The sequence below is a fragment of the Promicromonospora umidemergens genome, assembly GCF_024171995.1.
Taxonomy (GTDB): domain Bacteria; phylum Actinomycetota; class Actinomycetes; order Actinomycetales; family Cellulomonadaceae; genus Promicromonospora; species Promicromonospora umidemergens.
Genome location: NZ_JAMTCT010000009.1, coordinates 32683 through 47012, shown reverse-complemented (window position 1 = coordinate 47012; position 14330 = coordinate 32683). Strand labels below are relative to the sequence as shown.

General features: G+C 68.1%; 12 protein-coding genes and 4 pseudogenes. 12 read left to right on the top strand and 4 right to left on the bottom strand.

What is annotated here, in order from left to right; genetic code table 11:
• Positions 1-909: 909 nt before the first annotated feature.
• The 5 genes and pseudogenes from APR04_RS31320 to APR04_RS15555 all read left to right on the top strand — a co-directional run.
• Positions 910-1095: pseudogene (locus tag APR04_RS31320) on the top strand (HNH endonuclease); the annotation flags it as partial.
• Positions 1096-1134: 39 nt separating this feature from the next.
• Positions 1135-1425 carry a hypothetical protein gene (locus APR04_RS15565; protein ID WP_253871720.1) on the top strand — a complete coding sequence of 97 codons (291 nt, stop codon included), beginning with the start codon at positions 1135-1137 and terminating at the stop codon, positions 1423-1425.
• A gap of 102 nt (positions 1426-1527) precedes the next feature.
• Positions 1528-1722 (top strand): annotated as a pseudogene (locus APR04_RS31315) (alpha/beta hydrolase fold domain-containing protein); the annotation flags it as partial.
• A gap of 60 nt (positions 1723-1782) precedes the next feature.
• A pseudogene (locus APR04_RS31310) lies at positions 1783-2172 on the top strand (FAA hydrolase family protein); the annotation flags it as partial.
• Positions 2157-2957 (top strand): aldolase/citrate lyase family protein, encoded by an 801-nt coding sequence (locus APR04_RS15555; protein WP_253871716.1) that lies wholly within the window; start codon positions 2157-2159, stop codon positions 2955-2957. The pseudogene APR04_RS31310 and the gene APR04_RS15555, both read left to right, overlap by 16 nt.
• 61 nt (positions 2958-3018) lie before the next feature.
• Here the strand turns inward: APR04_RS15555 and APR04_RS15550 are convergent, their stop codons facing one another.
• Positions 3019-4347 carry a GntP family permease gene (locus APR04_RS15550; RefSeq protein WP_253871713.1) on the bottom strand — a complete coding sequence of 443 codons (1329 nt, stop codon included), beginning with the start codon at positions 4345-4347 and terminating at the stop codon, positions 3019-3021.
• A gap of 290 nt (positions 4348-4637) precedes the next feature.
• Here APR04_RS15550 and APR04_RS15545 point away from each other — a divergent pair, with 290 nt between their 5' ends.
• Positions 4638-5807 (top strand): mandelate racemase/muconate lactonizing enzyme family protein, encoded by a 1170-nt coding sequence (locus tag APR04_RS15545; protein ID WP_253871711.1) that lies wholly within the window; start codon positions 4638-4640, stop codon positions 5805-5807.
• A gap of 32 nt (positions 5808-5839) precedes the next feature.
• Positions 5840-6604, top strand: coding sequence for an SDR family NAD(P)-dependent oxidoreductase (locus APR04_RS15540; protein ID WP_253871709.1), 765 nt, complete (start codon positions 5840-5842; stop codon positions 6602-6604).
• A 53-nt stretch (positions 6605-6657) separates the two neighbouring features.
• Here the strand turns inward: APR04_RS15540 and APR04_RS15535 are convergent.
• Both APR04_RS15535 and APR04_RS15530 read right to left on the bottom strand, forming a co-directional pair.
• A pseudogene (locus APR04_RS15535) lies at positions 6658-6975 on the bottom strand (aldehyde dehydrogenase family protein); the annotation flags it as partial.
• 56 nt (positions 6976-7031) lie between these two features.
• The gene (locus tag APR04_RS15530; RefSeq protein ID WP_253871707.1) at positions 7032-7337 is read right to left on the bottom strand and encodes an ArsR/SmtB family transcription factor; all 306 of its coding nucleotides are present in this window, start codon (positions 7335-7337) and stop codon (positions 7032-7034) included.
• A 176-nt stretch (positions 7338-7513) separates the two neighbouring features.
• Between APR04_RS15530 and APR04_RS15525 the strand changes: the two genes are divergently transcribed.
• Positions 7514-8593: an NADH:flavin oxidoreductase/NADH oxidase gene (locus APR04_RS15525; protein ID WP_253871705.1), complete on the top strand. Its 1080-nt coding sequence runs from the start codon at positions 7514-7516 to the stop codon at positions 8591-8593.
• Between the two features lie 79 nt (positions 8594-8672).
• Here the strand turns inward: APR04_RS15525 and APR04_RS15520 are convergent, their stop codons facing one another.
• Complete coding sequence (locus tag APR04_RS15520; protein WP_253871703.1) at positions 8673-9404, bottom strand: FadR/GntR family transcriptional regulator; 732 nt, start codon at positions 9402-9404, stop codon at positions 8673-8675.
• Between the two features lie 278 nt (positions 9405-9682).
• Between APR04_RS15520 and APR04_RS15515 the strand changes: the two genes are divergently transcribed.
• From APR04_RS15515 to APR04_RS15500, 4 genes are all read left to right on the top strand, one after another.
• A complete protein-coding gene (locus tag APR04_RS15515; RefSeq protein ID WP_253871701.1) occupies positions 9683-10651 on the top strand; it encodes a substrate-binding domain-containing protein in 969 nt (322 codons plus the stop codon).
• A 15-nt stretch (positions 10652-10666) separates the two neighbouring features.
• The gene (locus APR04_RS15510) at positions 10667-12181 is read left to right on the top strand and encodes a sugar ABC transporter ATP-binding protein (RefSeq protein ID WP_253871699.1); all 1515 of its coding nucleotides are present in this window, start codon (positions 10667-10669) and stop codon (positions 12179-12181) included.
• Between the two features lie 113 nt (positions 12182-12294).
• Positions 12295-13203: an ABC transporter permease gene (locus APR04_RS15505; RefSeq protein ID WP_253871697.1), complete on the top strand. Its 909-nt coding sequence runs from the start codon at positions 12295-12297 to the stop codon at positions 13201-13203.
• Positions 13200-14258 carry an ABC transporter permease gene (locus APR04_RS15500; protein WP_253871694.1) on the top strand — a complete coding sequence of 353 codons (1059 nt, stop codon included), beginning with the start codon at positions 13200-13202 and terminating at the stop codon, positions 14256-14258. Before APR04_RS15505 ends, APR04_RS15500 begins: the two co-directional genes overlap by 4 nt.
• The last annotated feature ends 72 nt before the right edge of the window (positions 14259-14330 follow it).

Sequence of the window (14330 nt, the reverse complement as noted above, 5' to 3'; positions counted from 1 at the left end):
CACGAACCGTGTCAGCCAACTGTCTCCGGCGGCGAGCGTCCGCGGCGCCAATTCTGTTCCGCTCCCCCAAGCCAAGAGCTCGCACTCAGGAACGGGACCATCAGAGCGTTAGACCCCCTGGGCGCCGAAACCTCGTCGATAGACCCGACCGGGCCCGAGAATGCTGGGCTTCAGACGTTGAACTGTGCATTGTTGCCCTGACCTGCTGGTTCGCTATCAGCCCGAGGGCTGTGGGGGAACCATGGGGGAATCAGAGCTGCGTTACCGCTCCCCCACCGATGAGGATCAGCTCGACAGCGGCGGGTTCTGATGATGTTGGCGTCGCGAGGTTGCGGCGCCAGATGGACACTACGCCAAGAGCCAGCGGAGCACAGATTGCAGAACGACGAGCGTTGATGAGGCCAAGCGTCCTGGCGACCTTCGCCGTGCCGATCTCCTGATTCGGTCCGAGTGGTTCAACAAACGGTGCAGTGCCTCGTCCGGCGAGATGACTCTCACGACGTCGGGGTTCCGGTCCGACATCGGATCGCGCGATGCGCCGAGTCGGACGCCGACCCCCCCTCCCCCGACGCGCCCGGCCGGGAGTCGCGGGTGTGTTCCTGTTGCTCGACTCAGCACCCAATGGAAAGCACACCCTGCTGGATCGGCTCTCATCGTAGCGCCCCACATGCACTTCCGCAGGTCAGAGCCTGGCGTGGCCGGCGCTTGTCAGGAGCACGGCGTGGGTCGACCGTGCTCAGCCCCCATCCGTCCGTCACCTATCCGTGCAGCGGTCCCCCTGCTCGCCTCGACGCAGGACGGGTCGTGGCAAATTGTCGCCCGTGGCCGCGTATCCGGTGGCGGGGTCACCGGCGTGCACCCAGTGCTTAGGTGGAGGTACATCCAGGTGACCTCGGATACCTTCGGATCATGGCAGCCGGTCGCGACGACATCCCAGCGCATATGCGGCGCGACCTCCTAGTCGAGGCTGGTCATCGATGCGCGATTCCTACCTGCCGACAGGTGCCCGTCGAGCTCGCGCACATCGTGCCGTGGTCAGTCGTCAAGAACCATTCGTTCGACAACCTCATTGCACTATGCCCAACATGCCACGCTCGGTACGACGCCCCCAGGTCGCCGATCGATCGGCAAGCAATGAAGCAGTACAAGGCGAACCTCAGCGTCATTAGCCAGCGGTACGGAGACCTGGAACGCCGCGTGCTGCTCCACTTCGCGGATCGACCTGACAAGGACACGATCGATCTCCTTGGCAACTTAGAGATCCTGCTCATGTACCTCATTCGGGACGGATTCCTTGAGCCGTTGCCTAGGAAGTCCGCGATGTTCGTAACGCCGGGAATGATGGAGCAGCCGTACCGGCTGACGGCCGAAGGCCGCGCATTCGTTCAACGCTGGCTCGCCGCCGAGCCGCTCGGCAGCAGTTGAGCCCATGTCTCGTGGCGGGCATGACCGTGGTCTCGGTCGAGTACCGGCTCGCACCGAGACACCCCACCCGGGTCCCGTCGAGGACTGCTACGCGGGTCTGGTGTGGGTGTCGGATCACGCCGAGGAGCTCAACATCGACCCGAACGCATCGTCGTCGGTGGGGCGAGCGCCGGCGGTGACCTCGCGGCAGGCGTCACTCTGATGGCACGTGACCGCAACGGCCCGGCGGTCCTGGCCCAGCTGCTCCTTACGCCGATGGTCGACGACCGCAACGACTCGCCGTCTGCTCAGCAGATGCGCAGGGTCGGCATCTGGGACAGCTCCTCGAACAAGACCGGATGGAACGCGCTCCTTGAGTACGTGACCCCCGCCCTGGAGATCCTCAACTCGCACATCGAGCTCGAGGGCCGGACCATCGTCGACACGATCGCAGACAACGCCGCCTACGGCGGCATGATCCTGGGCGGCAACCCGACCCGGCCCGCCCGGGTGGACCTGCGGCGAGTCTCCGCCCTGCTCTATCGCAACGAGACCATCGAGGAGACAGGGGTCGCCGCCGGGGTACTCAACCACCCCGCCAACGGTGTCGCATGGCTCGCCAACAAGCTCCACCAGCACGGGGCACGGCTCGAAGCCGGCGAGATCATCCTGTCGGGCTCGTTCACCCGGCCGATGTGGGTAACCCCCGGCGGCAGCGTCCTGTGCGACTACGGACAGATGGGAACCCTTACGTGCCACTTCGTCTGAACCTGACCTTCCGCACCGCCCTGACGGACGCAACCCGCCCGCTCGCCGGGATGTGGGTCTGCAGCGGCAGCCCGCTCGTCGCCGAGATCTGCGCCGGCGGCGGCCTCGACTGGCTGCTGATCGACATGGAGCACGGACCCAACGGGCTCGGCTCCGTGCTCGCCCAGCTCCAGGCGGTTGCCGCCTACCCGCCGGTACCCGTGGTGCGCGTGCCCGCCAACGATCCGGTGACCATCAAGCAGGTGCTCGACCTCGGCGCACAGAACCTGCTCGTCCCCATGGTGGCGTCGGCTGACGAGGCGCGCGCCGCCGTCCAGGCTGTGCGCTATCCACCACGCGGCCACCGCGGCGTCGGCTCGGCGCTCGCCCGCTCGGCCCGCTGGAACCGGGTCGACGGCTACCTCCCCTCCGCCGACGAGCACGTCTCCCTGTTCGTCCAGATCGAGAACGTCGCCGGAGTCGAGGCGGCAGCCGAGATCGCTGCCGTCGACGGCGTGGACGGCGTCTTCGTCGGGCCGTCGGACCTCGCGGCCTCGATGGGGTTGTTGGGACAGCAGACTCATCCGGACGTGATGGCTGCCGTGCTGCGCACTTTCGATATCGTGCGCGGCGCCGGCGTCCCGGTCGGGGTCAACGCGTTCGACCCGGCCGTCGCTGACGCCTACCTCGCGGCTGGTGCCTCGTTCGTGCTCGTCGGTGCAGACGTCGCGCTGCTCGCCCGGGGCTCCGAGGCACTCTCAGCGCGCTTCGACGGTTCGGCCGTTCCTCGGCGTGCCAGCTACTGACACTCGTCACAGGACCGCTTCCGGTCAGGACCGTATCCACGGCCGTGCGCGGAGGTGTCCGTCAGACGAAGATGTCGGCGGCCAGCACGAGGAGGAGTGCAACGACCGACAGCGTCGACTGCCCCAGCGTGTAGGTCTTGAGCGTTCCGCGGGTGGACAGCCCGAAGAGGCTGCGCAGCATCCAGAAGGCGTTGTCGCTGAACTGCCCGCCGAAGATCCCGCCGGCACCGGCCGCGAGGACCACGAGCACCGGGCTGAGGCCGAGCCCGTCGACCAGCGGGGCGATGATGCTGATCGCGGTGATGCCCGCGACGGTCTGCCCGCCGATGGCCATGCGCATGACCGCGGCGACGAACCAGACGGCCAGCAGCGGCAGGGCGGAGTTCGCCTCGAAGAGATTAGCCAGCACGTCCTGCATGCCGGTGCCAGCGATGATCTGACCGAGTGAACCCGACACAGCGGTCACCACGAGGATGGTGCCGACCGTCTCCAGCGCCTTGTTCACCACGTCGGCCTGGCCTGCGAGCCCAGACCGCCGTGTAGTGATGACCAGAGCGGTGAGGGCCCCTGCGAAGAGCGCGATGACGGGGCTCCCGACGAATTCGACGACCGCGTTGTCCACCCCCGCCAGGGGCGCGACGATCGCGGCGATAATGAGCACGAGCACCACGAGCACCGGCGCCAGGGCGACCGCCATGGACGGCAGACGGGTGTCCTCAGCCTCGACCTCGATCTGCTCGTCGACGACCTCCTCGTCCCGAGCGGCATCCCACCACCCCAGACGCTCCATCGCCCCGACATAAAGGAAGATCGACACCGCGACGGCGGGGACGGCGACAAGGAACCCTGGCACCAGCACGTCGCTCGGCGAGAGGGAGAGCGTCCCGAGGTACGCGAGCATTGCGGCGCCGGGTATGACGAGGGCGTTACCCGCAGCGAGACCCATGGCTACCGGGCCCGCCAGCGACGCGACGGGCCGGCCCGTGATCCGGGCCACGCGACGCGCGATCGGGGCGACGAGGACAAGCAGGACGTCGAAGTAGATCGCGGGGGTGAGCGTGGAGAGCGTGAGCCCGAAGGCGTACGGCGATCCCCTGGTCCCGAAGATCTTGAGGATTCCGCGCACAATCCGTTGGACCGCTCCGTAGCTCGACATGAGCAGGCCCATGATCACACCGAGCGAGATCAGCAGGCCGACCTCGGCCATGAGGGATCCGAAACCCTCGTTGATCCCGGCGACCACGTCGGCGGCAGGTACGCCCGTGGTGAGTCCCAGGACGATCGTCCCGAGGAGCAGCGCGAGCGCCGGGTTGAGCTTGAGCCGGACGATCAGCAACGCGATCGCCACGAAGACCAGAACGAAATCGATGATCAGCCATGCTGCCGACATCATCGCCACCTGCTTCCGGGGTGGGGGCCGCGCGAGCGGCCCCGGTCTGAAGGAGCTCTGAGGGTCGGGGCGACGATGGATGCTGCAGGGCGGTCCGCCGTTGGACGCTTTCGACTCCTCAGATGACTCGCACCGTAGCGGGCGTCCGATACCCGGGTCAACTCCGTGACCTCCACCAATTATGAACGAATTGTCCGCATCAACGACCGGCTCAAGTCATCAGATGACCTGTTAGGGTCCTTCGAGAGGTCGTCAGGACAATGCTGGCGGCGTTCGAGCAGAGGAGCGAGATGAAGATCGACCGGGTTGAGACGTTCGTGCTGAAGGTGCCCCTGGGAGCTGAGCGCTTCTATTCCTCGCAGGCGGAGTTTCCCGAGCGCAACAGCCTGCTGGTGCGACTCACCACCACCGATGGTGTCGTGGGCTGGGGCGAGGGCGGTCAGTACGGCCCGGCCGAACCCGTGCAGGCGGCCGTCGACGCCGTCCTGGGCCCGCGTCTGCTCGAGCTCGACACCACCGACCCTGGGGTGGTGTGGGAGCACCTTTATGCCTCGACCAGGGACTACGGCCAGAAGGGCACGTACATCGAGGCCATCAGCGCGATCGACATCGCGCTCTGGGACCTCACGGGCAAGTACCTGGGCGTGAGCGTCTCGACCCTGCTGGGCGGGCGGTTCCGTGAGCGCGTGCGCGCCTACGGCACGGGCGGCTACTACCGGCACACCGGACTCGACCCGGCTCGCGATCTTCCCGCGCTGCAGGACGAGGTGTCGCGGTACGCCGAGTCCGGGTTCTCCATGCTCAAGATGAAGGTCGGCCTGCTGCCCGTACGCGAGGACGCCCTGCGCGTCGCCGCCGTCCGCGAAGCCCTCGGCGACGACTTCAGCCTGCTCGCCGACGCCAACCACGCCTACACGTCCAGCGCTGCGATAGCCATGGGTCGGGTGCTCGAGGAAGCCCGGTTCGAGTTCTTCGAGGAGCCTGTGCCCCCGGAGGACCGCGCCGGGTACGCCCGGGTGCGCGCCGCGATCGACGTACCCGTCGCGGGTGGTGAGGCCGAGTACACGCGCTACGGGTTCCGCGACTTCATCACGGGTGGTTGCGTGGACATCGTCCAGCCCGACATCTGCGTGGCCGGCGGTATCTCCGAGGTGCAGCGGATCGCCACGCTCGCCTCCACGTACAACCTGCGCACGGTGCCGCACGTGTGGGGCAGCGGGGTCGCACTGAGCGCCGGGCTGCACGTCTGCGCGACGCTCCCCCTCACCCCTTACGGGTACAGCGCCGTACCGCTGCAGAACGAACCCGTCATCGAGTTCGACCGCACCCCCAACCCGCTCCGAGACGATCTCCTGGTCAACCCGGCCATCCTTGAGGACGGGCACGTCGCCGTGCCTTCCGGACCTGGCCTCGGGATCGAGGTCAACATGGAAGTCGTCGAGCGGTACCGGACCGCCTGACCGCCCGCACCCACCCCACGAGGAGCATCACCATGAGCACCCCGCCCCTTTCCGGCCGCGCCGCGCTCGTCACGGGCGGCGGCGTCGGTATCGGCGCCGCGATCGCCCGCGCGCTCGCCGAGGCCGGCGCGAGCGTCGTGGTCACCTACCGCACGCACGTACCGGACGACGACGTGCTGGCCGCGCTCGGGCGGGGCGGCGGCAAGCCGCTCGCGGTCCAGGTCGACGCGACGTCAGAACCGGAGGTCCGCCGCGCTGTCGACGCCGCTGTCGACCACCTGGGACGGCTGGACGTGCTCGTCAACAACGTGGGCGGGCTGGTCGGCCGGGCGACGCTGGCAGAGCTGGATCTCGAGCGTTGGCGCACCGTCCTGGCCGTCAACCTCGACAGCATGTTCCTGTTCACCCACCACGCCGTGAACCACCTGCCACGGCACGAAAGCGGGCGCGTGATCAATGTCGCCTCGCTCGCCGGGCACACGGGCGGCCACCCGGGCGCGCTCGCCTACGCGACCGCCAAGGCCGGCGTGCTCGGCTTCACGCGGGCGCTCGCCACAGAGCTCGGCCCGCAGGGAATCACGGCGAACGCCCTGGCCCCCGGCTTCATCGAGGCGACGCCGTTCCACGACACGTTCACGACTCCCGAGTCCAAGGCACGCACGGTGGCCGGAATCCCGCTCGGCCGCCCTGGCCGCCCGGACGACGTCGCCGGAGCCGTGCGCTGGCTGGCTTCCGACGATGCCGCGTTCGTCAGCGGAGCCGTGATCGACATCAATGGTGCCCAGCACTTCCACTGAGCGTGGTTCGACTCGACCGGGTCGGGAGCGGGCCAGATGGCCCGAGGTGCGCGGCGGCCCAGGCCGGACGACTTCCACCCACAGCACGGCGCAGCGGCGTCCGAGACGATGCCGGTGTTGAGACCCGTCATGCCAGTCTCGAACCGTTCGATCATCCGTTGCCCGCGGGCCAAGTCAGGGGTGTAGACGTAGGAGACGCGCCGTACTCGGCGTCGTTCGCTAGCCGGATGGCCTCGTCCTCGTCGTCGAACGGCACGATCGCCAGCACCGGGCCAAAGATCTCCTCGCGGAGGATCGCGCTCCTGCTGCACGCTCGACAGTACGGCGGCGACGAAGAACGAGCCGGACCGACCCAGTGCCGCACCACCGGTGTGCAGGCCGCGCCGCGGCTCTCGACCTGCCGGACACCCGCCGGGCGTCCGCGCGCTCAGCCCGCCATGAGCACCGAGTCGAGGAGACCAGGGAACCGGCAGTCGAGGTCTTCCCTGCGCAGGTCATTGTGAATCGCCGTGCCGCGGTAGCGCTGTGTGATGACCCCCGCTTCGCGCAGGACCCGGAAGTGGTGGGTGGACGTCGATTTTGTCACGGGCAGGTCGAACGCGATACACGCTTGCTCGGAGTGCCCGTCGGCGAGCTGCGACACGATCGAGCGCCGGACAGGGTCGGCAAGGGCGGACAGCACGCCGTCGATCGTGATCGCGTCGCGCCCAGGGTGCTCAAGGATCCGAACCACCATGTTCTCCTCAGTTAGCCGCAAGGTTTCTTGGTATGGTACCTATCATACTACGATCTCCAACGTACTACGGCTGGTGCCGTACAAGTCGGCTGACCGAAAGACCCGGGCGTGACCGTGAGTTTCATCGTGCGTCCCGTTCGTCGAGCACCCCCACCGCAACCAGGAAGCGACACATGACTCGCGCACTCTTCGACCCCATCACCATCCGCGGGCTTGAGGTCCGCAACCGGATCTGGATCCCGCCGATGTGCCAGTACGCCGTCGATGCGCAAGACGGTGTCCCCACCGACTGGCACCTCATGCACCTCGGATCACTCGCTCGCGGGGGCGCCGGCGCTGTCGTCGTCGAGGCCACCGGTGTCGTCCCAGAGGGGCGCATCAGCCCCCAGGACCTCGGCCTGTGGAACGACACCCAGCGCGACGCGTTCCAGCGCGTCACCGACTTGATCCGCTCCCAGGGCGCCAAGGCTGGCATCCAGCTCGCGCACGCCGGCCGAAAGGCGTCCACCTGGCGCGAGTGGGGCTCGCACCCCGACGGAAACGTCCCCGCCGAGCACGGCGGCTGGCAGCCCGTCGGCCCCTCCCCCATCGCATTCAGCGGGCTCGCCGTACCCACCGAGCTCACGACCGATGACATCCGAGAGGTCGTCGATGCCTTCGCCGCAGCGGCACGCCGCGCCGTCGACGCCGGGTTCGACATTCTCGAGATCCACGGCGCTCACGGCTACCTGCTGCACGAGTTCCTCTCCCCGCTGTCGAACCAGCGCGCCGACGAGTACGGCGGGTCGCTCGAGAACCGCTCCCGCGTGCTCCTCGAGACCGTCGACGCCATCCGTGCCGAGGTGGGGCAAGACGTCCCGCTGGTCGTTCGCCTCTCCGCCACCGACTGGATAGAGGGCGGCTGGGACCTGTCGCAGACCGAACGTCTGACAGCGTGGCTCGGCGAGCACGGCACCGACCTCATCTCGGTCTCGACCGGCGGGAACGTCGCCGACGCCCGAATCCCGGTCGGACCCGGCTATCAGCTCCCGTTCGCGACCTCCATCAAGCAGACGACCGGGCTGCCGGTCGCCGCTGTCGGGATGATCGACAACCCGTTCCAGGCGGAGCAGATCGTCGCGCTCGGGCAGGCAGACGTCGTCCTCGTCGGCCGTGAGTCGCTGCGCGATCCCAACTTCCCGATCCGCGCAGCCGAGGCCCTCCGCTACGACCTGCCGTATAAGCCCGCCCAGTACGAGCGCGCGTACCGCTGACCCGGACCCGTCGGCCGGCGAAGTGAATGCGCCGTGCGCGAACACGCGCCCGACGCAGCCCCATGACAGCCTCGACCGGCTATCCCGCCGAGCGGGGCTGTCGCACGACGGCAGGTCTTGCGGGCTGGGACTTCAGTTCGGCCTGGACGGTGCGCACATGATCGCCGGCCAGCCGGCCAGCCCGTTCGGGATCCCGCTCGGCGATGGCCTCCGCGATGGCCACATGGTCCGCGTGCGCACGTTCCTGGCGGCCGGGCATGCCGATGACCTTGAGCGAGTACTCCTCGTGCTGCGCCGCGAACGAGTCCCATACGAGCAGCAACAGCGGGTTGCCGCTCGCCTCGGCTACCTGCCGGTGAAAACGGCCGTCGAGCCGGACGAACTCTTCCTGGGTCGCCTCCGCGTCGCCGGCAGCGGTCAGGATCGACTGCAGCAGCTCCAGGTGATGGTCGGTCAGCCGGCGAGCGGCCAGCTCGGCGGTCGTACTCTCGATCGCGATACGCACCTCGAACAGGTCGCTCATCGTGTACCCGCCGGCCAGCGTCAGGTCGAGCGGGCCAATCCGGCTGGACCGGTCGCTCGTCACGTACACGCCGCTACCGTGCGTGCTTCGCAGGTAGCCCGCCGCTGCAAGCGTACGGACCGCTTCGCGCATCGAGCTCCGACCCACCTCGAACCGCTGCGCGAGCTCCGGCTCCGCAGGCAGCTTGCTCCCGACCGGGAACTCACCGGCGACGATCAGTGCCTCCAGCTGGTCGGCCACCCGGTCGGACAGCCGCTTGCGCGGGACTCGATGCTCACTCGTGGCCAACTCGATTCGCTCCTGTGCACTCGACGACGCCTAGGTGAGTTTAGCGCGGGTTGCCTACGGGAAGGCCCGGCTCTCTGGGCAGAGACGAACGGCCACGGAGCCGTACGAACGAGCGCTGCGCCAACAGCGCCGTACCGCCCGGGGCAGGAATCCTGAGCTGTTACAGAGTCCTCTGATCTCTTCTGGCACCCCGCTACAGAGTGAGCCTAGCCTGTGGACGGCGCCACTTCCTCGCCTTCTGGCGCATAGTGCTGCAGCTCCTTGCAGAATCCCACGCCATGGAAGCCCTTGACGGCAGCAGTACAGGAGCCGACGGTGGCGGAGACTGCACCGTCGCCTACTCACAGGGATCACTCAGCGGTGAATGGCGCGTGGAGAACTCCCGCGACATGCAGGAGCAGGTCGAGGCGGCGGGATGCACGTTCATCCAGGCCTCGGCGAACGACGACGTCGCGAAGCAACTCCAGGACGTCAACGACCTGCTGGCTCGCAAGCCCGACTTGCTGGTCGTGGCACCGGTGCAGTACGAACCGCTGGCGCCCGTTCCGGGCCTGGCCGACGCGGCCGGAGTGCCGCTCATCGTGGTCGACCGCGAACTTCCCGGCACGCCGGGCGAGGGCCAGTACGAGGCACTGATCACGATCGACTTCGTCGAGTCCGGCAGGAAGGTCGCGGAAAGCATCGTCGCAGGCCTCACCGAGAAGAACGGTGCTCCCAAGGGGCGCATCGTCCACATCACCGGCACCACCGGCTCCTCCCCCGTGATCGATATGCAGGAAGGCATCGACGAGGTGCTGGCCGACAACCCAGGCATCGAGATCGCCGGCTCCTGCGACGGTCTGTACGCCGCCGAGCCTGGTCGCAAGTGCATGGAGGACCTCCTGCAGCGTTTCGACGCCGGCACGATCGACGGCGTCGTCGCGGACAACGACGAGTCCGCGCTCGGAGCGATCCAGGCGATCAAGGCCGCCGACAGGACCGAGCTCTTCCCCTGGGTCTGGGGCAAGGACGCCCAGCGCACCGGGCTGGAGGCCATGCTCGCCGGCGAGATGTACTACACGATCTCGACCCCGCCCCAGTACGGCGCTATCACGATGGAGACCTGGCGCGCGGCCCAGGAGGGCACGCTCGAGGACACCAAGATCCTGCTGCCCAAGACCGAGTACCAGATCGGCACCAAAGACGCGACCGAGCAGATCAAGGCCCGGATCGAAGAGCTCCGCGCCCAGAACCTGAACTGCTGCTGACTCATGACGGAACACATGGACTCAGCAGTGCCCGACGCGCTCGTGCGGATGGTGGGCATCACCAAGAACTATGCGGGTGTGGCAGCCCTCAAGGGTGTCGACCTCGACCTGCGTGCGGGCGAGGTGCACTGCCTCATCGGCGAGAACGGCGCGGGGAAGTCGACCCTGACGCGCATCCTTACCGGTGCGGAACAGCCCACCCAGGGAACGATTGAGGTCGCCGGGCATACGCACAACGAGCTCCGGCCGGCTGCGGCCCATGAGCTGGGGATATCAGCGATCTACCAGGAGACGGACCTCGTACCCGACCTCACGGTCTGGCAGAACATGTACCTCGGCCATGAGCCGCGCACCCGGTACGGCACTCTCGACCGGCGAGGCATGCGCCGATCGGCGCGCCATGTGCTCGACGATCTCGGCGTCGGCCTTGCGGTGGACCTCCGCGTGGCCGATCTCTCGGCCGCGAACGCCCAGCTGGTGCAGATCGCCAAGGCGCTCACACGCGAGAACCGGGTGCTCATCATGGACGAGCCGAGCGCGGTGCTCAGTGACCACGAGCTGTCCGGCCTTTTCGGGATCATCCGCACGCTGTGCGACCGGGGCATCGGCATCATCTACATCTCACACCGGCTCGACGAGGTGATCCAGCTCGGAGACCGCGTGACGGTGCTGCGTGACGGCCGGGGTGTGGAGACCACGGAGGTCCGGGATACCTCGATCCCGGCGATGATCCGGTCGATGGTCGGGCGCGACCTGACCGACCAGTTCGGGAAGGTGCCCGCCGCACGCGAGACGGTGGCGCTCTCGGTACGCGGCCTGACGGCCGCGGGACGGTTCCAGGACGTCTCCTTCGACGTCCGACACGGTGAGATCCTCGGCATCGCTGGACTAGTCGGTGCGGGGCGGAGCTCGCTCCTGTCGGGCATCTTCGGCGACCTGTCCCCCGACGACGGAGAGGTCGCCGTCGAGGGACAGCGGCTGGCCGGCGGTTCGGCCCGGGCGGGCATCGCCCACGGGATCGGGCTCGTGCCAGAGGACCGACGTGGCGCGGGCCTGGTCCTGGGCCGCTCGGTGCAGGACAACGTCACCCTCCCCTCGATCGACTCGCTCTCCTGGGGACCGTTCCTGCGTCCCGGTGCGATGCGTCGTGTCACCCGGCGCTTCATCGACGACTTCGCGATCCGGACGCCGTCACCCGCTCAGCCCGTGCGGTTCCTCAGCGGCGGCAACCAGCAGAAGGTCGTCCTGGCCAAGTGGCTCGCTCGCGGAGTCTCCGTCCTCCTGCTTGACGAGCCGACAGTCGGTGTGGACGTAGGGGCCAAGAGCGAGATCTATGCCCTCATGAACCGGCTGGCCGAGGACGGTGTCGCCATCGTCATGGTGTCCTCCGACCTGCCAGAGGTCCTCGGGATGAGCGATCGGGTGATCGTCATGTCCGAGGGCCGAGTCACCGCCGAGCTCTCCCGCAACGAAGCAACCCAGGAGGCAATCATGGAGGCTGCGGTCCCCACGTCGGCGGCGGTCGCATGATGGGCGGCACGACCACCTCGTCGCCTGGCGACCAGCGAGCCACGACCGAGACCACCAGCGGAACGTGGTCACGGGTCGCCGGGCGCAGCAGGCGCATCCTCGGAGAGCACGCCGTGGAGACGCTTTTCGTGGGCGTCGTCCTGCTCGGGTTCATCGCCAGCCCGAACTTCCTGACCACCTTCAACGTGAACAGCATCCTGCAGCAGGCGGCGGTGCTCGGCATCCTCGCGGTCGGACAGGCAGTCGTCATCATCTCGGGCGGCTTCGACCTGTCGGTCGGGTCCGTGGTCGCGCTCAGCACCATGGTCACAGCCTCGACGATCGCCGAGTTCGGGCTGCTCTCCATCCCTGTGGCCGTCCTCGCGGGCGGTGCGATGGGAGCGGTCAGCGGCCTCGCCGTGACTTGGGCACGGATACCGCCGTTCGTGGCGACGCTCGCCGTGCTCGGTATCGCGCGCGGGCTTGCGTTCACGATCGACAACCAGGGCATCGTCATCAGTGACGCCCAGCTGGTCGCCTTCCACGCGGCCCATGTCGGCCCAGTGCCGCTGGTCGCCCTCGTCTGGCTGGCGATCGTCGTACTCGTCCATCTCCTGCTGCGGTTCACCCGCACCGGCACCCACTGGTACGCCGTCGGAGGCAATCTCGAGACTGCCCGGCTGGCCGGCGTCCCGGTGGCGCGGGTACAGCTCAAGGCGTACTTGCTGTCGGGGTGCCTCGCCGGCCTGGCCGGCGTGCTGTTCGCCGCCCGATCCAGCAGCGGTAGCCCGGGAATCGCCGCGGGCTGGGAGCTCGACAGCATCGCCGTCGTCGTGATCGGCGGTGTGAGCCTGCTCGGCGGGGCCGGCAACGTGCTGCGAGTCGCGCTGGGCGTGCTGATCTACCTGATGCTCGCCAACGTGATGAACCTGGTGAACGTCGACACCTATCTGCAGAACGTGCTCAAGGCGGTGCTGATCCTGTCCGCCGTGACGATTCCCCTCTTCGTGCAGCGTCGAGGACAGGCAAGGAGAGCCTCATGAGCGCACCGAACGCAGGCGTCACCGCCCGGCCGGGCTCCAGCAGCGAGACCAAGGGCAACCTGCCGACCAGCGACGAGCACGCCGCGCGTGTGGCCCGCATCCGGTCACTGCCGGGTGGCCCGATGCTCTGGGTTCTCGGCGCCCTCGTCGTTGTCTCCGTAGTTCTCACCGATGGTGTCTTCATCCGACCGTCGAACCTGACAACCGTCCTCTTCCAGAGCTCGGTGATCGGTGTTCTCGCTCTGGCCCAGGCCTTCGCCGTGCTGTGCAAGGGCCTCGACCTGTCCGTCGGGGCGACGGCGATCCTGGCAGCTATGGTCACCGGTGGGGCAAGCTCGGTCGAGGCGACCTTCATGCCGCACCTGCCACTGCCCCTGGCGATCCTCGCCGGTCTCGCGGTGGGCCTGTCCGTCGGCGTCCTCAACGGGCTCGTGGTCGGGTTCACGCCCGTCCCGCCCTTCATCGTCACCCTCTCGACCTATCTGCTGGTCGTGGGCGTCACCTTCCTTGCCACGGGCGCAGCGCCGGTGACCGAGCCAGACGAGCGCATCCAGGGGTTCGGTGACGCGAACGTGCTGTTCGTGCCCGCGCCCGTGCTGGTCTGGGTCCTCTTCATCGTCCTGGCCTCCGTCCTGCTGGGCCGGACGAAGTACGGTCACATGGTCTACGCCGTGGGAGGTAACGAGACGGCCGCGCGGCTGAGCGGCGTGAGCGTGCCCCGCGTGAAGATCATAGTCTACGCGACAGCCGGCTTGTTCGCCGCGGTTGCCGGGATGCTGTTCCTGGCACGGACCGGCACGGTGCTGCCGTCAGACGGGGAGAGCTTCATGCTCGACTCGATCGCCGCGGTCGCCGTCGGCGGGCTGAGCCTCGCAGGCGGTGCCGGGCGTGTGCGCGACGTCGTGCTCGGCGTGCTCGTGCTCGCGGTGGTGGGGAACCTCCTGAACATCTTGGGCGTCTCCCAGTACCTGCAGACCGCGGTCCAGGGCGTCATCATTCTCGTGGCCGTCGGCGCGACCCTCCGGCTCGGACGGCGCAGTGGCGCCACGCCCTGACGCCAGGTGGCCCCAGTGCGCGGAGTGCACCACCGCAATCCCCGCACACCACCCCCTCCAGCTCATAGGAAC